Here is a 22,186-nt window from a genome sequence, read left to right as displayed (position 1 = left end):
TCGAGGTCATCGACGAGGCGGTGATCCTCCCCGAACTCGCCGCCGCCTAAACTAAAACAGCTGACCCGCACGGTGTTGAGAAACTCCACCACTCAGCGGGACGTGACCCATCTTGTTGGCCATCACCGAGTCAACAGCGAGCATGCGCGCCCCAAGAGCGAGCCCTTGGCCTAATGCTGTTTGTTCCGTAGCTTTCGACATGATCTGAGCATGCCCTACTTGAACGTGGCAGGCGGATCATTTGCTATCTCCGCTGCCGGTCGAAGAATTGCTCAGTTCGAGAGGTCAATCAGTTCAATTAATCACGGTCGGCGCAACGACCGACGGGGCATGGTTTGGTCAAACCTCTCGCCACGGCTCGGCGTCGAGCAAGTCGAGAACAACTAGCGGAGTCCCGACAAGCTGAGCCAAACCGGCCAGCTTCGAGGGGAACGCACTTGGGTTCGTTGTCAGACTCGCTGCGTCAAAGCCCGAACGAAATCTGCCGCGGAGTCTTAGCGGCAAAGTGTCAGCGACTTCCTTCTCCAGCTTGCACGCTTCGTTAGAGAGCGCTGAGGGCATGTGCCGCCGCATGCGTTCAAGCGTGGTCTTTGGTTGCTGTGCAGGCAGCGACGCTGCATAGAGCAGTCGCGCCGCCGCGTCACTCACCCACGGATGTGCCGCATCGACCGCGAGTGGAACAGAGATGCTCTGTACGGCCTGAATCACGTGCATCGTGACCGCAAGAGAAACGCTCGACGGGTCCTCGTGGGTGTTCACGTACCGGAACGTGTCGACGCCTGGGGCGCACACCTCGGCCAGCTGCACGTCGCCGACGAAGTTGGTGGGCTCGGTGTGCACGCCGGGTTCGATGACGGCGTTGCGGCTGAGGCGCACCCGGTACAGGTAGAACTGATCGTCAGCGCCGTCTTGGTTCGTCATCCGCCTAAGCATGTTCTCGACCGCCGCCTCGTAGGTGCCTAGGTGCAGAGCTTTGGTCATCTGACCTTGGGCCCAGCGCTCTAGCGCTCGCCCATCGGTGCCGATGTCGTGCATTCTTTGTTTGGTTATATCGGTGAGTCGAGCGGTGGGGTCGAGGGCTCGGTCGGGCCAGTTCGCCTGCGTTGACGTGTGATACCAGTACGTGTCGCGCACCTTGGAGTCATCGTACGAGGGGTCGTCGTGCACGGCCCAGAAGTTGGGCCGCTCCTCAACTTGGCAGTCGGTGCCACATTTTGGACAGGCTTCATCTCCTTGGTCGAAGCGATCCAGCCATTCAGCGTTCGCGTGCCACTCATTCCTGCAAGAGCCGCAGCGCATGCCGCGGAGGCGGTTGAAATCCACTACTCGCTCGATCACGAGCCCAGCCTCACACGAACCACGGACGCGAGGGTACGCATGGGCCCCGTCCTCGGGAATTTCCTTCCATTTATGCCCACCAGTCACTTCCGACATCTCCCACGTGTTCGGGGGTCTGTCGGACTGGTCTCCCGGCTGCTAGACAGAAGGGCGCCTGTATGGATGGGCGCTTGGGGGAATTGACGTGGGGCAACATGGGGCATGGTCCTAGAGACTGGAATCCGCCGGGATATTGGGACGAACCGGCGGCCAACACAATCACACGCCCCCGCAGTAGGTACGTTGCGACCCAGCCGCGCGCCCGGTCGAGCAATTTGACTGGCTTGCTGGCCGTCGCGTTAGGCCTCTTCGCCACTCTCTTGCCTCTCGCTCATCCGGACGTCAGCACGGGATTCCGTGGATTTGCATTCACCACTGCCGGCATCACAGCGATCTCGCTCGCCATTCGAGCAACGCAGCTCCGACGGGAAGGCCGAGCGTCGAGCCGGTTATTGCCCGCAATCGGAGGCACTCTCGGTGTCGCCGGGACACTGCTGTCCATTTGGAGCCTGGCGTTCTTCTATGCCCCAAACGCCGTACCCCCCATGCCGAGCCTGGCGTCGCTGACCGCTCTGACCCAGCCCATGGCGACCGCGCCTGGTGTCCTCCCACAGGCAATCCCGGCACCGCAAGTAGTTCCAGACGCCCCAGCGACGATGCCGCTGGCCACCACGCCACGTTCTCCGGAAGAAATCCGTGCAGCCATGCAGATGGCAGCCGGCACGATTTCGTTTGTCCTCAAGAATCTACGAACGCCTGGACAACCGTGGCCGGCTGAACTCCTCATCAGCGCGGACAACATGGTCTCGACACCAGAAGGCCAGGCGCTCTTTCAAATCCCCGTGGGCACTACAGGCGGATATGCACGGAGCACTAGTGGTGAGAATTACCGCCTCACGATCACCGACGACTCCTCCGGTGCCGGCGTAACTTTCGATTCCGCAACTGGCCTCGTGACCAACAACTGACCCCACGATGAACAAAGCAACCGCGGGAAGCGCTATCCCTACAACTCTGCGACAAGCACCAGCCCGGTGCACATCGACGCCTGGTCAGCAGGCGCCAATCACACAAAGCCGTCCTTATCAACGACGACGGACGCTTCCGAGCGCACTTCCCCACAAACGAAATGAGTGACCGGCAGATGACCTCCTACCCGCAGCAGATCATCTATCAGCAGGTCATCAAGCCGCCCACCAACGGCATGGCCGTCACCTCACTTGTTCTCGGTATAGTCGCCATCGTCACTGGGATCTGGATACCCATCCCGATCCTCGGGCTGGTCATGATGTTCTTGGCCTTCCTGCCTGCAGTGCTCGCGGTGATCTTCGGCCACGTTGGATTGCGAAACGCAACCCGCCTCGGCGGCATCGGACGCGGCGCCTCACTCACAGGGCTCATCCTGGGGTACGTCACGCTTGGTCTCTCCGTGATCACGACTTTCCTGTGGATAGTCACCGCAGCGGCGGCATCAAGTTCAGGCCAATAGTCCCCCGGGCCTGTCCCGCCACCGTCCAACCCCGTCAGTGTCAGGGCACCTCCAAGAGCCTTGCCAGCGAGTGTCAAGGAATGAAGAAACCGACGTTATCTGACGGCAGTCCTGCTCTCTGACCTGACGTCCAGCTGGGGTGTACCCAAAATGGTCATTCCAGAGGGGAAGCGCATGCCGGCCTGCTGCCGGCGTTACTGCACTGGGTGCTGAACCGGTGTTCCTCACACTGAGTGGCTCGCACCCATGAGATCTGAACGCCGAGGCCTGCGCTGAATTGGTTTGGACCTTAGCGGATGCGCCAAAGAACGATCACAGAACGCCGCCAAAGATCGCCGAAAATAGCCCAGAAGCGTTTCTCTTGAAACGGCCTAAAATCAACTGTTGCAAAGGATCGAAGTATCGGCCATTGGTTCCGACGCCGTTTCCGGCACAAGGGTCATTTGGCTTTGGCTGCCGTATTTCGAAGCGCCCGCGCCGGTTCGTGAAAGTCCACCGGAGTGTTGTTGAGGACGCGCACGATCATTTTCTCGAAGAAGGTCGCCGGCGCAATGTCGTGCGGAGATTCATCAAGGAGTATCCCTACAACGGGGATGCGCGCAATTACTGCATCGATGTTCTCGCGCATCTCAGCGGCAAGCCCGACTGCATCCGTGGGCTGCTCAGCCATGACGGACACGTAGTCAGGCATGACGAGCATGACCGCGTGATATGCGTCGTCTTCCTGGCCCAGCTTGGACAACAGGTCCTTGAGCTTCGGAACGAGATTTCGATTCTTGGTGTAGATCCCCGAGCTGAGCGCGAAGACGAACCCTAGGGCAGCAAGGGGATGGCGTAGGCGGAGGTTCTTTGCGTCGCCGTAGCTCTCCTCGACCCGGTTCAGAGCGTTGTTTGAATAGCTGGCGTCCATGCGCTTGGTGCTGATGAGCAGCTCGGGGCCGGTGGACCAGTCAGAGATGACGACGTCGACCTGTTTGACGTAGTTTTTTCCTAGGATACGAGCCGTCGCAGGAGCAGCGACGGACTTGGAGATGTTGCCGTTCTGGTGGTCATAGCGCGCGACAACCTGGTCGCGAAGTTGTACTGGGATACGCTCAGCGAAAAGAGCCAGGGACCGAGGTAGAACGCGAGGGGTGGTTGCTCGGGGCCAAACGGCGTCGGGATGGAAGCCAGCACGCCGCAGCTCGTAGGAGATCCAAACGTCCACGGCGATCGCAAGTAACCCTGACTGCGAAACGCTGCCGAGGAAAATGGGAACGCCGAGCAGCACGCTCAGAGTCTCGAAATCGGGCTGGTACCGCAGCTCGTCGTTGTTGTCCGTCGCCCATGGGTTGGTTCTTCTGTCCCGCTCGGATTGAGCGATGATCGTGTCGAATAGCGCCCAAGCAAGCTTGGGGCCGTCATCGTCACCTGCCACTTTCGGCCCTCATAACGCGTCGTGCGGTCATGCCGGCATGAGCCGATCGGACGACCGCGAGGTCTTGTTTGTTCAAGGTTTTACCCTTCGGGAAAAGTGCTGCGTCGACGAGTTCCACCGCAGCGAGAAGTTTTCCCGATTGCAGCTGCCGTGCTACGGCATCTTTTACGGATCGAAGCTGCGCAGCTCGCGTCCGAATGAGAGCCGGCGACGGCATCGCCCACACGTCCGCTTCGCGAGGCTCTATTTTTAGAATCCCGCCGCCGTACGATCGGCCGACCATTTCGGCGTTCAAAAGAGTGACTGAGTTGAGGCTGGCAAGCGGTAGAAGCTCCCGGCCGAGTTCGCGCAGCGACGCCGAGAGGTACACGCCGTGAACGGAATTGAGATGGTGTGCACCCGCTTCATTCGTGGTGAGTCGAGGCGTGTCGGCGTTCATGCAGGTCAGCAGAAGGTCAGCAGGAGCCAACAGCGGTACCTGGTGCCACACTTTGCGCACACGGCACTTATACGCCTGGTCCACGCCCGCAATATGACCGGCTTCGATATAAGCGGAGGCCGAGGCCGATAACTTCTCCCTGGGGCGGAAGAGCCAGGTCGCCTTGCCTTTTTGGCCCAGCGCCGTCATGTGGTGTCGGGACAGAGCAAGACCGCGTAGGTGCGCGCTCCCGGGGGGAGAGAGACGGAGAAGATCTGAGCGGGAAAGCTCAAGTTCCTTTACTCGCGCAGGAGACAACGCAAAAAACGAGTTGTTGCCCGTGACCATCCCGAGCGTCGTGTCCCCCCACTGCTCTAGGTCGATGAAGTCCCCCGACTCTCGCAGTTTGACCAGAGGGCGTAGCGCAGCAGAGTCAACTAACAGCCCGGTCCACTTGTCTGCCGGGCGCTTGGGCGACCAGGTGAGGGGAATCCCGAGGGCCTCGAGGGCTTCCGCGTCGTGCGCTTGGTGAATCGTCGCGTGCTCGGAAGGTCCTTCGTCGAACCCGTCCGCGAGTAGAAGAACGACGTCGGCCTCAGCCTCGGGGAAGACCTGCTCGGAGAACAGGACGAGCTCGATGGTCTTGAACCGGTCGAAGAGGAATTGCCGAACAGGGGCCGCATAGTTAACGCTCAACAGCTCCGCGGGCAGGACAAGGCCCATCCTGCCGCCCGGCTTAAGAAAGAGCGCTGACTGGATCGTAAATGCAGCCCAGCTCGAAGCGAGCCCGTTGAGGGCAACCCCCGCTTTTAGTGCGGCCGCGCGGGATCTGGTGCGTGCCTCGCCCGTGAAGTCTTGGTATCGAATGTAGGGAGGATTCCCGATTACGGCCGCATATTGCGGCACAGGATCAACCAGGAAGAAGTCGCTATGGATAATCCGAGCCGTCCCGCCAGCCGCCTTAACGCGCTGGCGCGCGATCCGTGCACTGTGGGCGTGAATTTCGACGCCAGCTACTTCGGGGGTGGTCGCTCCTAGATGCGTGAGCCGGCGGACAGCTTCGACCAAGAACGCCGCATCTCCTGCAGAGGGTTCCATGACCTGGTCGTTGCGGTCGCGGATTGCCCAATCTGTAATGAAACGAGTGATCGGCTCGGGCGTGAAGAATGCTCCTCGTGCCTTTCGCAGCTCCTTGGTGTCGGAGGCGGCAGGAACGGGGGCGATGCTCATGTAGCCATTCTCTGGCAAATCTCCACGCCGCGTTGACGGCGCCCCGCGAAGGAGCGGTGCGGCCAGCCAAGGAAAACAATCAGCGGTCCGCGAACGATCGATTTCGGACGGGCTGCCTCGTGGTTGAACTAGACCGGCCAGAAATACGAACGGTTTCAAAACCATAGAAGGAGTACACCGGGCGAGCTAGCAGCCCTCAAATCGACCTATCGCAGTAAAGTAGCGCGACTTGCGACGAGTGGCAATGTCGGCGGTTGCACATAGAGTTCGACTCATCACCCGAAATGCCCGCAGACGGCTCGTCGGAAAGGCCTCTTGGGCCACGGCGCAAGGTTCCAAGGAAGACCAAAGTATGTCCCAGTGCACAGCCCCCGTCAGAGGCCACACCAGGGGCGGCGGCGCCGACTGCCCCGTTCACGGACGCAGTGGATACAACTACTCGACGCCGTCGTACCCGCGGTACTCGCCGCCGCCGGTCACCTCTGTTGTCAGGAGTGGAAGCTTGACGAGCAGCGGAGCTGGGCGTAGTGGAGGCAGCACCACCCGTCCCACTTGGTCGCCTAGGACCTCAACTGTCTCCTACACGCCGCAGCAGGTGCGCGACCTCGAGCCCGTACGCACGGCGGTCGTGGTCCGAACGCAGGCGCACGACGTGTTCCTCTGCCACGCCTGGCCCGACCGTCAGGCCGACGCGAAAGACGTCTACGACTTGCTCGTCGATGAAGACGTTTCGGTGTGGTTCAGCGAGGTGACACTGAGGCCCGGCACGGACATGCGCGTAGCGATCGATAAGGGGCTCGTGAATTCGCGCATCGGGATCGTTCTGGTGACGCCCGCCATGCTCGACAAACTGCGCACCGATCGAAGCATCGCGAGCAACGAGCTCAGCGCTCTGCTGCGCCGCAACCTCCTAGTGCCGGTCATGCATGGTGCGACCTTTGAGGAGCTTGACCAGGTCAGCCCTACCCTCGCGTCGCGTGGTGGATTCAGCACGGCGGAGGAGTCTATGAAGGACATCGTCGTGAAGATCGCTGAACTTGTCGGAACACTCGACGGTGAAGAAGCCGACGAACTCAGCATGAAGTAGGGCACCGGGTCGCTAACGGCTACTAGGCCGCATTCAACGCGCTATCCCCTTGTCGCCGCAGGTTCGATGAGATCAGGATCTTCACGGTTGAGCATACGAACACTGTTGACCGTCCGTGCCACCGGATACGCCGTCACAGTCTTGGCGACTGCAACTGAGCTACGGTCCAGCATCGAGAGGACTTCCTCCTTGTCGGTGACCTTCTCCGGGCGCAGCCACTGGTCCCACACGTCCGGGGTCAAGAACACGGGCATCCGGTCGTGGATTTCACCGGACGCGTCGCGCGCTGCGCGGGTGATGATCGTGAACGAGATCTTCCACACGTCATCTTCTTGGCGGGCCGCGTACAGGCCGGCCGCCGCCAGCACATCGCCTTCGCTGTGGATGAAGTAGGGCTGTTTGCCGTCGTCCATCTGCTGCCACTCGTAGTAGCCGGCCATGGGCACCAGGCACCGTTGGCTGGCAAACGCGCTTCGGAACATGCCGTTACTGGCCACCGATTCCAGGCGTGCGTTGATGGGGGCCGGGCCACCCGGCTTCGCCCAACCCGGCTTCAACCCCCACGAGGCCAAGTCCAGGTCACGCTGAACTGTTTCGTCGTGGATCCACTCGCGCACGACCGGCGCCGGATCCGTGGGGGCAACACTGTACGAGGGCTTCCACTCGGCGGCGTTGTCGCCGGTGGCGTCGAAGACGCTCAGCAATTGGTCGGTGGTGCTGGGAACCACGAATCTGCCGCACATGCTGTTGAAACTACCGCTCCCCCGACCTCACCAGCAATGGAATCAACCCGTCGCCCTCTGGGCACAGCCGGGAAGACGTACGTCAGACGAGTCGAACGACACCGCACTCGGGGCAGCACCAGTAGGCGCCTTCATCGGTGCCCTCGATCACCATGCGTACCAAGCATCGTTCGCAGTTCGGCACACCAAGGTCGTCCATGTCGGCCACACTACGCCGGGCACCGCCCCTGACACCCTCGATGAATCAGGTCCGTCACCGGGCAGGGCGACCTCTCGACATGGTTGGGCCAGAATCTCCGACACCGCTCCCCCGCGCCCGTAGGGCTCAATCCTGTTGACCAGGTCGCCCGAACGACAGTGCCACTCGAGCACGAACTGTCCCGGCGGGCGGCCTTGGGATGGGGCAGTGCTCGCAGTCGGGTGGCACGCCCAGGTCGTCCGAGCCCTGGCCGGCACAGAGCACCCCGCCACGCGGCGAGTTCCACGCTATCCGAGACGAGAGGCCGTTTTCGTATTTCCGTTATCGTTATCGTTATTTCGTTCACGTATTGCGTTACTAGTGATACGATATTGACATGAGCATTCCTGAGATCACCGACGTGCGCACCTGCGGTTTCCCCGGCTGCGAGGAGCCCGTTGACGCCACGGCTGGTGTGGGCCGGCCCGCCGGCTACTGCGTCAATCCCGCTCATAACCGCGCCGCTGCATGGCGGGCCCGCCGCGCCGAGTCCGGCCGGGTCGAGCGCACCGTCGAGGACGACAAACTCCCTGTTGATGCGGCCCGGCAGCGGGCGAGCGTGTTGCGGTCCCAGGTCGCCGGGATGGTCGAGCACCTGCAGCAGCAGCTGGTGGTCCTTGTCGACGAGCTCCGCACCGTCGCGGACCCGGACGCAGCTGAAGCGCAGATCGAGGCCGTCACTTCTGACGCGGCCGAGCAGGTGGCTACGGCGGCCGCCCGCGCCAACCGCGCCGAGACCGCCACCCGCAAGGCCGAGGCCGAGCGCGCCGAAGCCGACGCGGCAGCCGAGGAATCAGCTGCCCTGGTCGACGAGCTCCGCACGACCCTGGGCGCGCTCGAGCAGCGTGCCGCCACTCTCGAGGGCGACCTGGTCACTGCGGGCGAGGACAATGCGCGGGCGACCGCCGAGGTCACCGCCCTCACAGACCAGGTGGCCGCTCTGAGCATCGAGAACGCGGCCACGACCGCACAGCTCACCGAGGCCCGGGAGCTCGTCACGGCGGCCACTGCGGCCAAGGACGAGGCCCTGGCGGCCGCGCGCGACGCGGTCGCGCAGGCCGCCGCCGCGGCCAGCCGCTTGGAGCGGGCCGAGACGGATGCTGCGAGCACCCGGGACCTGCTCGATCAGGCCCGGACGGAGCGCGAGAGCGCCCGGGCGGAAGCGCTCGTGCTCACCGGGCGCCTGGCCACAGTCAGCAGTGAACGAGACAGTGCCACGGCCGAGGCGGGCAGGGAGCGTTCCTACGCCGAGCAGCGCGTCACCGACGTGCGGGCCGCCCTCGAGCAGCAACTCACCCAGCTGCGCTCCGACCTGGACCAGGCACGCACCAGTGAACGCGAACAGCGCACCCGCGCCGACCGCGCCGAAGCACAGGCGCCACGCCCCAAGCAGAAGTAGAACGTCGGCCCCACTCCCCGTCTCGGCCAGAGGCGTACTGGGCATGTTCCTGTTCGCCTGCGGCGCCGTCCCTCACGCCGAGCTACTGGCGGGGAGACCGCCCTAGCTCAGTGGTCGTCCAGCGGGGAGCGGCGAGCTATCACCCTGGTATCTCTCCCCTGCGTTGTGTGAGAGTTCACGACGTTCTACCTCTGCCAAAATGGCTCGCTCCACGAAGTCTGACCAGCTCTTATCGCCTTCGATGTGGCTCGTCGCCCGGTACGTTGCACGGGCCCGATCACGTGTGGCTACTGACAGATAGGTGGTCATCCGCGCAGTCGTGTCGACCACAACGGTTGCCGACTTCTTGGCTGGTGTGCGCGAGGGCTTTGCAGCGGGATAGGCAACGGTTTTGGGCTGCTCACTGGTTTCCGGTTTTGGTTCAGGGCGATTTCGGGCCTGGAGCCGGCTCAGGTCATGAGCCCCGGCGCGTGGCTTGAGGCCGCCGATCTGTCGGTTGGGGGTTTCGTCGCTCATGCGAGGGCCTCCTGGTTCTCTGCTGCCGTAATCCTGGCCACGACTTCTTGGGTGATTGCCTGCAGGTCGTCAGCGACCGACGACGCTGTGCGTGGTGCAAATGTTTGTGCCTGCGCGTCACCCCGCCGGATCTCGTACCACTTCGGCCCCTTGCGGACTTGTGCGTCGAGTTCATGAACCAGGAGTCCCCGTTCTCGGGTGGCCTGGGCGGTCGCTTCGCTGTGGCGAACCGTGGCAGTGAAGACGACGTTGTTGTCGGCATTGAAGAGCTCTGCGATGTGTTCGCGTGCTTCGCGCTGGACGACGTGGGCAGAGGTCCCGACGTCTACCAGGACCACGCCGAGGAGGTCGAGGGTGGGGTTCACTCCGAGGACCGCGTCGAGTCGCGCTGCGACGGCACCAAGTCCTTTACGGCTTGATTTATCACTTTTGACAGGGACGAGTGCCCATCGCGCGGCCGCAACGGCCGCCGTCTGGAGCGTTTCATCGCCTGGTGGGCAGTCGATGATGATCATGTCGTAGTCGCCCGCAATGGGCTCCAGCAGATGAGCGACGGCTAGCTTGGCCCCATCGGGGTCCTTGTTCGCTTTGGCAGCGAGACCGGCCGTGGCCTGGTCGAGGGCCGGACCTCCAGCGAATACGTCAAGGTTTGGTCGAACTTCGCGAATGGGGGCCGCTCCCCCACCGAACATGAGTGCCTGAGCCAGTGCGCGGCCGGTGTCGTCCCGGTCGTCGTCCGTGTATCCGAGATCCTCGGCCAGGTTGCCCTGGGGGTCGAGATCTACCAGGAGTACGCGGTAGCCGTTGTTAGCGAGCATGCCGCCGATGTTGGCGGTGAGTGTGGTCTTGAGGACGCCACCCTTGCCGTTGATGACGGCGATGACCCGTTCCAACGCGGTGCGATTGAGTGCCGGAGGCATACGTTCTCGTTTCTCTTGTCGTCATTAGTGACATTACAGCTAATGCTGTCATTAATGACATAAGCAGCATTGCTGCTTATGCTGTCTTTGCTGCTTTTACTGTCGTTACCGGTATTAATTGTATTAGCGTTATTACCTACAATGCCAGTATTACTGCCAATAGCAGCATTACAAGCAATGACAGCGGACAGTCCAGCTATCCCGAGCCTTGCGGCGTGCTTGGGGCGGTGAGTGCAGGCGCTTCGTCGTCGCTCCACGCTGCGGAGGCTCACGCCCGTAACCGCGCCCGGTGGGGGAGTGTGAGGGGGGACACCCCTCACCGGCTGGCCTGTTAGGGCCAGCCGGTGGTCGCGGCTAGATGTTGCGAAGCATGCTCACCACGGTGGGGAACGGGGAGAGGCTCTCAACGAGGGTGTCGACGGTCCGGGCGTCGGGCTTCTGCGCGAGAGATTCTTGGATTCGGGCGAGCTGGGCGTCGGTGAGGCCGACGGTTTCACCGTCTTGGGTGACGCTGACGGCGATGGCGGTACCGAAGATGACGGTGCGGGAGCCGAGTCGGTGGGCGAGCACGGTCGCGGGCAGGTTCAGGGTTGACCCGTTGATGAGGCCTTCGTCATCGACGAAGAGGTCGATGTCGTCTTGCAGGCCGACGACGTCGAACATTCGGCAGCCGATGGCGGCGCTGATGTCCGCCCCGATGCTGGCCTCGTTCACGTCCAGGGTGGTGATGGTTTCGGTCGGGTTGATCTTGACGCTGCGGATGCTGGTGATCATGGGGTTCTCTCTCCAAGGTTGGTGAGGTGCGCGGGGTCCCGAGCTCTCTCGTGGGCAGTGGTTGTGTTGTCGTCCACCGTTTTTCTGCCCTTGGTGGCAAGAGAAATCGATTGAGAGCGGGAGTGCCGGAGTGCCCTCACTCTCGTGCGAAATAAGGGAGCCTGCGACCGCGTGCGAGAGTGCGGGTAACGCAGGCACAGGAGCGAACTACGATGATTGGCCACCAAGGGAAGAAATGTTTTGAAAGAGGCAGGCCGGCGCAGCCGGCTCCGTGTGTGTCCGGCCTCCAGGCCGGATTCACCTGGTGGGGGAGTGTGAGGGGGCACCGTCCCCCTCACGGCGGCCGGCCCCGGGGTGGGCCGGCCTCCGCGGCAGTTATTCGGGCCGCTGGTGCTGCTGGATCTCCGCATACGGGGCGGTATCGGTCCAGGTGTAGCCGGTGCTGACGCTGACGGTCTTGGGGTTGGCGCGGACGACTTCGCGCCACTGGCCGCGGATCTTCACCCGGTCACCCTTCTTGACGGTGCTGCGGTCGTAACCGGTGGCCGTGCCGCTCTCGATCTGGGCGGCGCGCACGGCTTCCCAGTACGCGATCTGGTCGCGATTCTCGGCGAGGTTCGGTGCGAGGTGGTCTGCTCGGGCCTGCTTCTGGGCGTCGGTGGCGTCGACGTAGCCTTGTGCGTCGTCGTAGCACGGGGCGATGCGCCGTTCTAACTTGCGCAGCTCAGCCCCCAAGGTGTCGATGCGGTTGGCCACGGTGACGGGCCGGTAGCGGGCGTCGGTGGTGTGCGTGGCCGCGTCGGCCCTTGCATGGGCGTGGGTGGCGTCGGCGCTGGCTTCAACTGATTTACGCATGGCGCTATCTGCTTTGGCGATCGCGTTGCGGTGGCGGCCTTCGGAGTGGTGGCCGACTTTGATCGGTTCTCCTCCTTCGGGCAGGCGGTCAAGCGCGCTCCGGGCGCGGGTCCACGCGTCGTCGCTGGCCGTGCTCTTGCGGTCGGCCTTCGCGGCCAGAGCGTCGACCCGGTCGGCCTGACGTCCGATCTTTCCGGCTTCAACCTCGGCGGTCGTGCGTCGCTCGTGGTCGATGTCGGTTTCGACCTGGAATCCGGCCGCTTCCAAGGCCTCCTGGGTGCGGGTGATGGTGTGGATTTTGGGGAGGCGGTCGCGGGACTGGGGGACGAACCAGGCGCTGATGCTGCGCCCCCAACGCCAACCAACGCTCTTGAGAACGTCGGCGGTTCCGTCGCCTTTACCGGTGCCGTCGATCATGGTTCCGGCGGCGTGGCTGTGGGTGATGGTGAGCATGATTTTTTTGTCCCTCGATTAGGCGAAGCTGTCGGCGTAGCGGGTCGCGGTGCAGGTTTCTCCGGGCTGGGTATCTACGGCCCCTTCCGAGGTGCACCCGCTGCAGGCGCACCCGTCCGCGTAGCACTCCCTCGGGTAGGTGTTCTCGTACCGGTAATCGGACTCAGCCATGGGATCTCTTCTCTTCGTGAACAACTGTTTTTTTGGCCTGTCTGGCAAAAGAAATCGAGAGCGACCGGGAGTGCCGAAGTGCCCACAGTGCCGGGCGAAATAAGCCCGCAGGGCGCGTCCGGCACTGCGGGTAACGCAGGCACGCAAGGGAGCTACGATGATTGGCCAGATAGGACAAAAATGCTCAACAATCAGTGCCGCGCAGCGGCTCCATGTCGCCTTTGACGGCTTCGCCGTCGCACTATCAGAGTGACATCACTCTGATATTCCGCTGTGGGGGAGTGCGAGGGCGATTTCCCCGTCCCCGGCCAGCTCGTGAGCTGGCCGGCGGCCCGGCCTAGAGACGGCGACTTCCTCAGCGTTCACGACGAGTTGTGCGCCGAACTCTCGGATCGGGGACGTGACCGGGCCGGGGACGGCACCCGCCCACGGGACAGGCGATTGTGAAGGCGAGGGTCGCTATATTCAAGGATCCCGAACGTTGGCTGGCTTCCGTCACGACGGTTGCGCGGGCGGCGGCCGCGATCAACCGGTTTCGCATAAGGAACCGGTACCGGGTGAGGCTTTGTCCGAAGCTGATTTCGGAGGTACCGCGCCTGTCTCAGCAATCCGGGTACGCAGAGCTTCGTGGCCCTTGGGGTAGTACCGGTCGAGTCCACCTGCAATGTCGCGACGGTGCGCCCGCCGCTGACCAGCGCTGCCCGGTGAGCCATTCCGTCTACCCCGTAGGGTCATGAAAACTGAGTCGTATGCTACGTCGGCAAAGTAGATTCCCATTGGGCGCTGTGAGAGAGAGCAACCAACACCAGCCAATCGTTTATTGGCGGCCTACCGGTTGACCCGCACGCGATCACCCGTCAGCAGTTCTCCCTCGTCAGCGCCCGCCTCGTGCGCCTTGATCCACAAAGGGTGCCGCTCCCCAGTGGACGAATACCACTGCTGGCGCCAATGCCCGCGGACAACCCACCGCTTCTCCGCCTTCCTGCCCGTCGCCTGCGACTCCTCGAAGTGCGCCTCCCCCGGTGCATAGATCAGCGAGACGAAATCGACCAGGTCTCCCGCCTCGTCAACGAGAGGCTTCCGCGGCCGCGGCTTGACCATCCCCCCGGGCAGCCTCCGCGGGGCCTCCCGCGCCCCCGTGTCCAGATCCCCGGGTGGGCGCCGGGTCGCCGCCCCAATCGCTGCGACCAGGGCGAGCGCGGCATCCGCGTTCCCCACCGAGCCGATGGGAGCCGTCCGGACGTTCGGGAACTCCGTCAGCCCGGCGGCGAGATCCGCCACAGACACGATCGCAGCGGTCAACTCGCGCGCGCCGTGACTCCAGAGGAGAATCCGGCCCGCGGGCTGCCCGTCCATATCCGTGTCCCTGAGGAGGGCAAACCCGGTGGGCGTGGGCAGGTCGTACTCCTCGGGGATCGGGATGCGCGGGTCGGCGTCCGCCTCGACGGCCGCGGTTGCCGTGCGCGACAGGTAGTAGAACTGGCGCTCGCGCAGGGCGTCAGCGATGAGGTTCACGAGCGGCAGTCGTTGCACCCTCATGACCACGTGTGGGGGCACGTTCTGGAGAAGCCTCCGGGTGAGGTTCATGTCATCGAAGATCCCGTGCGCCTCTGCGTACAGTTTGACCAGGGGGCCTGGGTGTCCCGTCCGGTCGAACTGCTTGCGCTCTCGATTGAACGCGTCGACTGTCTGCTCGCTTGGCGAAGGTCGGGTGGCGCGGATGAGCAAGGTGGAGAGACTGGGCACGCCCGCGGCATCCATGGCTCCCGGCGACGACGCGACGACGTGGGACTTCTTGGGCGGGGCCTCCCGCAGCACGGGGACGACCGCGGCGGCCCGGGCTCCGAAGGCGCTGCTGAATGAGCGATCGGTGACTGCGGCGAGCTGGTCCATCACTTGGACGATGTTGTCTCCAGCCTCGAACGCCTGCTGCACGGTGAGACCACTCGGGAGCAACACGTGCAGGTGCTTGGCCGTGACGGCCGCCCTGGGCGAGCCGAAGGACCGGCACATGGCGGGGATGTGAGCCTGGAAGTAGCCGAGCCCCGCCTTCTCCCATCCCTGACGCTCCTGCAACCCAATCCCATACGCCTCCCATTTCCCGTCCCGCCGGGTGACAATGCCCCGCCGGACCACGGCGCGCGTCTCCTCCAGTGAGAGGTCGCGCACGGGCCGGGCGACGCGAGGGCGCGGCGGCCGTGACGCCTGCCCCGCCTGGTTGGCCAGCGCGAGCACCATTTTCTCCCGCCCGCGCCGGGCGATCTCTTCCGCCCTGGCTGCGGCCGCTCGTCGAGCCTCGGGCGCTGCGAGCTGGAAGTCAGCTTCCCGCTTTGCGGCCTTTTTAGCCTCCTTGATCCTGCGCGCCTCTCGCACGGATGGGGCGACTTCATGGGCGACGCCGGTCCCTCGGCGCGGAGTAGCCTCGGGGACGCCGTCTCCTGGGCGCGAGCGCACGCGACGAGGCGGGGCAGGGGGCGCTGCGGAAGCTGGCGCCGGGGGCTTCGCGTTGATGTACGCGACGAATGGTTCCGTGGCTTTCCAGCGGGTTCCCGGGGGCGCAGGGACAGGGCGTCCCAGCGCGGGGACGAGTGGCCGCGGCGTGGTTGGTGTCGGTGCTTGCGGGTTCTGCTGAGTGTGGCCCTCGGCTTGGAGCCGGGCGCGGAGTCGTCTTGCGACGGGCGGCTCCATCGAGCTGCTCGGTCCTTTGAGGAACACTCCGTCCTCCTTCAGTATTCGGAGGGCGATCTTCGCGTCCACCCCGAACTCTCTGGCGATCTCGTGCACTCTCGGTTTCGCGGACATTAGCCGGCCACCCCGTTCCCCCCGTTGGAATTTAGTCTCAGGCTACCGGCGGGTGACGGTCCTACCCGTTCCTGTTCAATGAGGGGAAGCAGAGGAAGGGGCACCGGACAACATTGGACAGGTGCTCGGCTGTGGACGGCGGCTCGCCGCCGTTCCGTCGCGCCCCTAAACGTTCCCCTTCTCTTGATTGGTCCTTGGGCGATAGGCACATCGATGGAGCGAGTAATAGAGATCAGTGCACGCATTTCGGGCACCTCACCGGCCATATCATCGCATTATGACCACACCTGCGGGCCCCAGCACATTGGCCGAAACTCACCTCGCGACAGCCGCCGAGAATACTGCCGGTGGCCGGCGAACCCGCGCGGTGCGCGCGGTGCGCCAAATCGTCACATGGGCCAGTTGGATTATTGCCGTTTCCGCTCGTGTTCTTGTCGCGGCACTAACCCGTACCGTGCGCGCGCTACCGAAGATCATCGCCTGGGCTTGTTGGATTCTTGCCGTTTTCGTTTTCGGTCTTTCAGTAGCGGCTCTGTTTGTGTGGCCGGGCGATATTGGTGAAACCGCTAGCGCGTGGGCGCTCAGCGCCACAGTGCTACTAGTCAGCAACGGAGTCTTCATGCTGACAAATCATCGGGGGAAATTGGTGCGAAATTCATTGACCCTTCTTGTTTCCTTGGCCGCGATTTTTACCGCGCATCCCGCCTTGCTTGGGGGACTGCTGGCAGTCGTCGGCAATTTCGTCGTTACCGGATTCACACTCTTCTTCCTCGTGACTGCCGCTTCAGGCGATCGAACCCTCTCACCGCGTCGTACTACCCCTGCCGCCTAGCGTTTCCGTTAGCGGGGAGACGGCGGCTGCGCCGCTGTTCCGTCACGGCCCGAAGGGACGGGTGCCTGGTCGTTTTTAGGCTCTGGCTTCCGTACCAGGGTCTGGGAACAGAAAAGGCCCGGCGTGACAGTGGGGGACTGTCACGCCGGGGCTTGGGGCGAGGTTAGCCCTGTGTGAGCGTGGCGGCGTTGGCCTCGGCTGCCTTGGTGGCTGCCTTCTCGGCGACTGTGTCGATGACGATCTGCTCGACCTCGCTGAGGTTGTAGCCCCATCCGGCCAACTGCTCGAAGTAGCGGGCGTTGTGGGCGTCCGGGTAGCGCCACTTTTCCTTGCTGGTGCTGTCCTCGATGCCTGCCAGCACGATGGTCAGCGTGACATGCTGCGCCTTGGTGGGGGAGTGCTCCACCAGTGCGGAGAGCGTGTCCGCGGACCAGTAGTTGGCCCGCTCCAAGCCGAGGAGGGTGTGGGCGAGGACGTTGCCGTTCTGGTTGGCTTTGCCGACAACACTATGGTGCACGGTCAGGCCTAGTGCGATGGCTTTGGCAGTGTCCTTGGGGAGGGTCTTGCGGCTGAGGAACTCGGCCAACCATTCGCGGCGCACGACCTCGGCGCTGGCCCACGCCTTGTTATTGGCGATGAGGGTTTTGCGTTCGGCCTTCTCGTCGTCGGTCATCGGGCCGCTGCTGGCTCCACTTCCGCTGCACTTGCGAAATCCTGCGGCCTTGGGGTCTTTCAGGTAGTAGCGCACGAAGGCCGTGTCGCTACTGGCGTAGGCGTGCACGTACGCGGCCCGGCCCACCGCATCGGTGAGGTGCGGCACGGTGACCTGTTCGCCGTCCGCGGTGCTCAGGTAGCTGATGCTGACGTAGTCGGTTTCGTAGGATCCACGGTCACGATCAAGAATTTCGTAGCCACGCTCGATCAGGTCAGCGGTCGCGGTCGCCTTGATCGATTCGATCCGTGCCTCGTCGCGGGCGCGCTGTGCTGCGTGGGCGAACTTCTCCGGGGCAGTGGTTGCTATGTCGATGAGCCCGGACACGGTTTCATCGTCACCTTCGAACTCGATCAGTGTGACTGCCTGGTCAAGAGTCAGGGAGTGGCTGACGATGGCGGATGCTGCGACGGCGTTCTCTGCGACAGCGATTCCTGCCTTGACTGTGGCAGGCTTGCTGCCCAATCGCTTGGCAATCACGGCGGGAGTCAGACCCTCGAAAGCAAGCTGCTGGAACGCGGCCACCCGATCGGCGTCGGTGACGGCCTCCCTGTGATCGTTCTCGGCCATCTGCTGCACGATTCGCTCCACGGTCGTCTCGTCGGCGGCAACGATGTACGCCGGAATGGTCACCAGTCCGGCCTCACGGGCGGCGAGGGTGCGGCGCTGACCAGCACGGACGATGATGTTGCCCTGGTCGTCGCGGCGCGCGAGGATCGGCGTCAGAACACCGTTTGCCTTGATGCTGGCCACGAACTCCCGGCCCAGCGCAGCCTCAGAGCGCACGTTCGCTTCCACGACGATGAGGTTGGGGTCAATGTGCTCGATGGTGCCTACAGTGACGGTGGCGGTGGTGTTAATCATTGGGTTCTCTCTCCATCAACTGATTTTTTTGCCTGTCTGGCAAGAGAAATCGATTGAGAGCGGGAGTGCCGGAGTGCAGGGTCGTGGAATACCGCAGCGCAGCGAGGATATGCCGCGAAAGCCCAAAACGCAGGCACGAAAGCGAACTACGGTGAAACGGCCAGACAGATAAAAAAATGCAAGAGGCGACCGCGCAGCGGTTCCCAAGCCCGCAGGGCTCACCACAGGTGGGTTGTCCCCCCACAAGGCCACGCTTGAAACCAGCACGGTTCCAACGGCCGGCGGGGCACCGGATGAGAAGCACCATCCCCACGAAGGCCACCATCGCGCTACCGTGCCGGGGGAGGGCCTCCGTGACTGGTGAAGATGTTAGATACCTACGCTGAATCCGGGGGCCCTCCCCACCACCGCCAAGCATCCCCAACAGCCCAACAGCCTCAGAGCAGGGTCCCGGCTACGCTGCCTCGCCCAGGTACTGCCACCGGTTCTCCGGGTTGAGCAGCCCCGCACCCACCAGCTCGAGCGCAGAACGGTGATCCGCGAGGTTGGTCCTGGCCCGCGGATACCGCGGCCACACCCTCTCACCCGGCGTACTCGCCTCAAACAACGGCCGGCTCGACACATGCGGGCGCCGCGGCCGAGACCTCGGCGCTGACATCATCGTCGTCAGTTCCGCTTGCCACCACGCCCACACCTCCCGCTCAATCCGATACCGCTCCGCTCGAGCCAGCAGTGTCCCCAACACGCCCAGCTGCAGGGCTGCCTGGTTCCGAAGATCCTGCTTCGACCTGGCCCACCCATCACGGTGAACAACGAGGAGCTTGTGACGACGGAGGCGACTGAGGATCGTGGCAGTGTGCCGGGCCGTAACACCCAGGAGACGAGCTGCGGAGTCAATGGTGAGGGACGGGTGCTGGCGCAGCAGGGCGTAAAGCTTGCCGGCGAGGTGTCCCAGGCCACGGCGAGTGAAGAGGTCATGGCGTTGGTCGGTGAGTTGTTCCTCGAGCAGGGCGACGAGATAGGCGCGGGTGTTGAAGAGCTCAGCTGCAGAACGACCTGGAGACGACGGGATTTCGTGCGGGGGGCGGGGGTTATTAAGTGGTTGTGACCGGACTGTACTAAGACCTGTGGATAACGTGGAGGCTAGGCGCCATTCGGCGGCGTTGCCGTCGTCACTCGCACTGACCCGTTCGACGTATCCGGCAGCAGCGAGGGCGGTCAGGGCGTCGGCTGCGGTGGTGCGGCCCAGGCCGCCCATCGGGCCCAGGTCGCGGATCGCGGCAGCGACAGTGCGCTTGCCGGTCTGCAGGGTGAGGTAGGCCAGGGCGCGGAGAATGGTCTGCTGATTCGAGGACGCTTCGGTGCGGCCCCACCGGCCCGGGCTGACCCGGAACCGATTCAGGAGGGCTTCGACGTCGGTCACGATGGCGTCCAGCTCCGACAGGTCCTGCGGTTCCCGCACCGCCGGCAGCGGGAGCTGGAGGGCGGCGTACTGCTGGGCTTTGTCCCACTGGCGGCCCAACCGGGCTCGGGCTTCGGCTGCGGCCCGGGGCCGGCGAGATCCACGGCCGGTGTTCTTCGTCCGGAAGTGTTCCAGCCCGGGGGCGGTCTTGATGGCGTGCTCGACGTCGACGAGCTGCCAGCCGGCGTTCGCGGCCGAGAGCAGGCACATGAATCCGGTCCAGCTCGGGTTGCTACCGCCATCGATAGTGGCCATATGGGCGGTGCCGGCCGTGCTGAGGCGCCGGTGCGACTGATGGCGCAGGGTGACGGGGCCCGACGGGGCGCTGTCTTCCGCGCGGAGGGACGGCTTCCACGCCTCGAGCACCGCGGCCAGAGCAGCCAAGTCGGCGAGCGTGGTCGACGGGGTGACCAGGGTGTTCAGGCTGCCGCGGAGGACCGTGGAATGGCTGCCGTCGCGGTGCGGGGACAGCGGCGGCCGTGCGGCACCGGTGACCGCGTTGAGGAGCATGCCGTGGTCCAAGCGGCGGAAGTTCGCTCGTGCTGCACTGGCCACCGGGGCGACGGCGAGCTTCGGGGCTCCGCCCTGGAGGGCGAGCCAGATGTGCCGCCCACCCGTCCCGGAGGACTGGCACACGACGTGCTCGATTGAGAGGGCATCGAGTGTGCGGGAGAGGACATCGCACTCATCGACGGCTTCCTCCATCAGCTCCGCGTCAACGCCGTGCTTGTCCTTACCGTCGAAGTCAAAGCACAGTACCCGGAACAATCCGGTCTCATCGGCCAAGTTCATCGCCCACGGCGTCGTGGGCTCAGCCGGTCCAACACGGTGGATCAGGGGGTAACTGTTCTCGTCCACTCGCCCGTACGCGTCGCGCTTCATCACACGGACTTGATCGCGCGGACTCATCCGGCGCGTCAAAGCCCAGGCTGTCCACGCTTCGGGGGACACGCCAGACACGCCGGACACAATTCCGGGCGCATTATGGGGTACGTGCGCTATGCTCTGGGACATAGAGAAACCTCCCGTGAGGGCTGTTGATCTGGATTAGCTCTAACCTCGTGCCGGGAAGCAGAAGTGGTTTGAGCTACGAAACTTGCAGTGGCCCGTCGCGAAAGCGACGGGCTCTTTCGTTTAAGCGGCTGGGATCGGCAACTCCTCGAGTTGAGGCCGACCGAGGTCGAGAACTGGCAAGTGGCCCGCCGGCTCCGAGAGCGCACGAAGCAGGGTCTGCATGTAGAGCGCCTTAGCTGCCCCACTTGCTGCCGCTGCCTCGGTCACGAGAGCGAAAATTTCCGGGTCAACACGCACCTGCAAGAGAACGGTCGGCGCGTTGTCCTGCCGTCGTCTGCGTCCTGGTTCCATTGCCATGGGCCAACAGTGGCAGAAGGCAGCTCTATGAATGCATACGCCGCGCGGTGTGTCGGATTATTTCCCGAACAGGTATTCGCCGTATCCAAACAATGCTGACTGCAACGCATCAGTGTCGAGAACATAGATGACTCGTTGACCTTGGCGCTGCTCGCCCGCGTCGGCGGTGACGGTGCCGGCTGACTCGAGCTCTTGGAGGTGCCGGAGGACCGTTTGGTAAGTCGTGTTGAGTTCTCTCTGGATCGCACCCGATGTCATCCCTTCTGAGTTGAGGGCGAGCAATCGGATGATCGCCCCTCGCAGGGGATTCGCTCCAAACACCACTGTCGCCCTCTCGGCCGAAAGCGGCAGAGGTTCTTCAGGGGATGCATAGCGGGGCATTCCCTCATTCTGCCGCAGCTGAACAATTCGCGACTCTACCCTAACACTTAATGTTAGTGTCGGATTGGAGGTGTAGCCATCAATCCGACCAGCCATACTCAGCCGCCGAACAGGCGAGAACGCTCAGCCCAGGACGAACTCGAGGACCTGCCCGAAGTCGCGGGTCACGAGGTCTCGCCGCGCGGTGAACTTCGTCCCCTGAGGCCGGCGCACGACCCCATCAGGGGCATCGTCCTCGATATAGCCCATACCCCGGAGATCGATCAGGGCCGCATGCACTGCGGGCCGACTCATGGTGTCGCCGATGACGTCGAACAACTCGGCGTAGCTGAGTGGCTTCCGGAGCAGGGCGCGGAGTACCAGGACGCGGGACGGCGCGGAAAACAGCTCCTGAAACAACGCCACCCGTTCAGGGGCATGTCTCATCAAATTGTCGTCGCGGGCCATGCGCTCAATTCTGGCGTGGATCACCCCTCCCGCAGGCGCGCCACGATCGGAATCAAGTTAATGCAAATGCATCTATTTACCTTTGCGAACTGTAATGGTCCGCTGATGTCGGTGGCCGGCGTTAGGTTCGAAGCTTCATGCGATCCGCCCATTCGATCCATATTCCCGGCGTTGTAGGCGTTTATGACCGCAAGCGCAGAGGGAACACGCCCCCCCCCGTTCAGGTGA

20 protein-coding genes are annotated in these 22,186 nt (G+C 63.6%); 5 read left to right on the top strand and 15 right to left on the bottom strand.

Annotated features, from left to right (window positions below):
- Positions 1-339: 339 nt before the first annotated feature.
- Positions 340-1,338: a hypothetical protein gene (locus tag E3T28_RS11800; RefSeq protein ID WP_134431352.1), complete on the bottom strand. Its 999-nt coding sequence runs from the start codon at positions 1,336-1,338 to the stop codon at positions 340-342.
- 695 nt (positions 1,339-2,033) lie between these two features.
- Here E3T28_RS11800 and E3T28_RS11795 point away from each other — a divergent pair.
- Together E3T28_RS11795 and E3T28_RS11790 are read left to right on the top strand one after the other, a co-directional pair.
- Complete coding sequence (locus E3T28_RS11795; protein WP_134431349.1) at positions 2,034-2,345, top strand: hypothetical protein; 312 nt, start codon at positions 2,034-2,036, stop codon at positions 2,343-2,345.
- A 161-nt stretch (positions 2,346-2,506) separates the two neighbouring features.
- Positions 2,507-2,866 carry a DUF4190 domain-containing protein gene (locus tag E3T28_RS11790; protein ID WP_134431346.1) on the top strand — a complete coding sequence of 120 codons (360 nt, stop codon included), beginning with the start codon at positions 2,507-2,509 and terminating at the stop codon, positions 2,864-2,866.
- A gap of 439 nt (positions 2,867-3,305) precedes the next feature.
- On the opposite strand, the gene E3T28_RS11785 is transcribed toward E3T28_RS11790, so the two are convergent.
- Entirely contained in the window at positions 3,306-4,283 is a 978-nt protein-coding gene (locus E3T28_RS11785) for a hypothetical protein (protein WP_134431344.1), read from the bottom strand.
- Positions 4,273-5,931 carry an N-6 DNA methylase gene (locus E3T28_RS11780; protein ID WP_134431341.1) on the bottom strand — a complete coding sequence of 553 codons (1,659 nt, stop codon included), beginning with the start codon at positions 5,929-5,931 and terminating at the stop codon, positions 4,273-4,275. Before E3T28_RS11780 ends, E3T28_RS11785 begins: the two co-directional genes overlap by 11 nt.
- A 595-nt stretch (positions 5,932-6,526) precedes the next feature.
- On the opposite strand from E3T28_RS11780, the gene E3T28_RS11775 reads away from it, so the two are divergent.
- Positions 6,527-7,018 (top strand): toll/interleukin-1 receptor domain-containing protein, encoded by a 492-nt coding sequence (locus tag E3T28_RS11775; protein ID WP_241979310.1) that lies wholly within the window; start codon positions 6,527-6,529, stop codon positions 7,016-7,018.
- Positions 7,019-7,059: 41 nt separating this feature from the next.
- Here E3T28_RS11775 and E3T28_RS11770 read toward each other — a convergent pair whose 3' ends face one another.
- Positions 7,060-7,761, bottom strand: a complete 702-nt coding sequence (locus E3T28_RS11770) for an SOS response-associated peptidase (protein WP_134431335.1) — start codon at positions 7,759-7,761, stop codon at positions 7,060-7,062.
- A 575-nt stretch (positions 7,762-8,336) separates the two neighbouring features.
- Between E3T28_RS11770 and E3T28_RS11765 the strand changes: the two genes are divergently transcribed.
- The gene (locus E3T28_RS11765) at positions 8,337-9,398 is read left to right on the top strand and encodes a hypothetical protein (RefSeq protein WP_134431333.1); all 1,062 of its coding nucleotides are present in this window, start codon (positions 8,337-8,339) and stop codon (positions 9,396-9,398) included.
- 102 nt (positions 9,399-9,500) lie between these two features.
- Here E3T28_RS11765 and E3T28_RS11760 read toward each other — a convergent pair whose 3' ends face one another.
- From E3T28_RS11760 to E3T28_RS11735, 7 genes are all read right to left on the bottom strand, one after another.
- On the bottom strand, positions 9,501-9,914 hold the full coding sequence (locus E3T28_RS11760) for a ParB family protein (RefSeq protein WP_134431330.1): 414 nt from the start codon (positions 9,912-9,914) through the stop codon (positions 9,501-9,503).
- Complete coding sequence (locus E3T28_RS11755; protein WP_198417195.1) at positions 9,911-10,807, bottom strand: ParA family protein; 897 nt, start codon at positions 10,805-10,807, stop codon at positions 9,911-9,913. Before E3T28_RS11755 ends, E3T28_RS11760 begins: the two co-directional genes overlap by 4 nt.
- A gap of 381 nt (positions 10,808-11,188) precedes the next feature.
- Positions 11,189-11,608, bottom strand: a complete 420-nt coding sequence (locus E3T28_RS11750) for a DUF3846 domain-containing protein (RefSeq protein WP_134431324.1) — start codon at positions 11,606-11,608, stop codon at positions 11,189-11,191.
- A gap of 375 nt (positions 11,609-11,983) precedes the next feature.
- A complete protein-coding gene (locus tag E3T28_RS11745; protein ID WP_134431321.1) occupies positions 11,984-12,916 on the bottom strand; it encodes a DUF3560 domain-containing protein in 933 nt (310 codons plus the stop codon).
- Positions 12,917-12,934: 18 nt separating this feature from the next.
- Positions 12,935-13,087 (bottom strand): hypothetical protein, encoded by a 153-nt coding sequence (locus E3T28_RS16900; protein ID WP_166787013.1) that lies wholly within the window; start codon positions 13,085-13,087, stop codon positions 12,935-12,937.
- Positions 13,088-13,442: 355 nt separating this feature from the next.
- Positions 13,443-13,628, bottom strand: a complete 186-nt coding sequence (locus tag E3T28_RS17395) for a DNA-processing protein DprA (protein ID WP_241979308.1) — start codon at positions 13,626-13,628, stop codon at positions 13,443-13,445.
- A 287-nt stretch (positions 13,629-13,915) separates the two neighbouring features.
- A complete protein-coding gene (locus E3T28_RS11735) occupies positions 13,916-15,541 on the bottom strand; it encodes a hypothetical protein (protein ID WP_166787012.1) in 1,626 nt (541 codons plus the stop codon).
- 625 nt (positions 15,542-16,166) lie between these two features.
- Here E3T28_RS11735 and E3T28_RS11730 point away from each other — a divergent pair.
- Positions 16,167-16,721, top strand: coding sequence for a hypothetical protein (locus E3T28_RS11730; protein WP_134431315.1), 555 nt, complete (start codon positions 16,167-16,169; stop codon positions 16,719-16,721).
- A gap of 163 nt (positions 16,722-16,884) precedes the next feature.
- On the opposite strand, the gene E3T28_RS11725 is transcribed toward E3T28_RS11730, so the two are convergent.
- The 4 genes from E3T28_RS11725 to E3T28_RS11710 all read right to left on the bottom strand — a co-directional run bounded on the left by E3T28_RS11725 (position 16,885) and on the right by E3T28_RS11710 (position 21,958).
- Positions 16,885-18,297, bottom strand: a complete 1,413-nt coding sequence (locus tag E3T28_RS11725) for a ParB/RepB/Spo0J family partition protein (RefSeq protein ID WP_134431312.1) — start codon at positions 18,295-18,297, stop codon at positions 16,885-16,887.
- 454 nt (positions 18,298-18,751) lie between these two features.
- The gene (locus E3T28_RS11720; RefSeq protein ID WP_241979307.1) at positions 18,752-20,641 is read right to left on the bottom strand and encodes a bifunctional DNA primase/polymerase; all 1,890 of its coding nucleotides are present in this window, start codon (positions 20,639-20,641) and stop codon (positions 18,752-18,754) included.
- A 546-nt stretch (positions 20,642-21,187) separates the two neighbouring features.
- On the bottom strand, positions 21,188-21,511 hold the full coding sequence (locus E3T28_RS11715; protein WP_166787011.1) for an ArsR/SmtB family transcription factor: 324 nt from the start codon (positions 21,509-21,511) through the stop codon (positions 21,188-21,190).
- Between the two features lie 123 nt (positions 21,512-21,634).
- Complete coding sequence (locus tag E3T28_RS11710) at positions 21,635-21,958, bottom strand: helix-turn-helix domain-containing protein (protein WP_134368308.1); 324 nt, start codon at positions 21,956-21,958, stop codon at positions 21,635-21,637.
- Positions 21,959-22,186: the final 228 nt, after the last annotated feature.

Source organism: Cryobacterium sinapicolor, from assembly GCF_004403465.1.
In the GTDB taxonomy this organism is placed as follows: domain Bacteria; phylum Actinomycetota; class Actinomycetes; order Actinomycetales; family Microbacteriaceae; genus Cryobacterium; species Cryobacterium sinapicolor.
The sequence above is the reverse complement of the archived record's forward strand: the minus strand, read 5'-3'. Positions and strand labels throughout refer to the sequence as shown.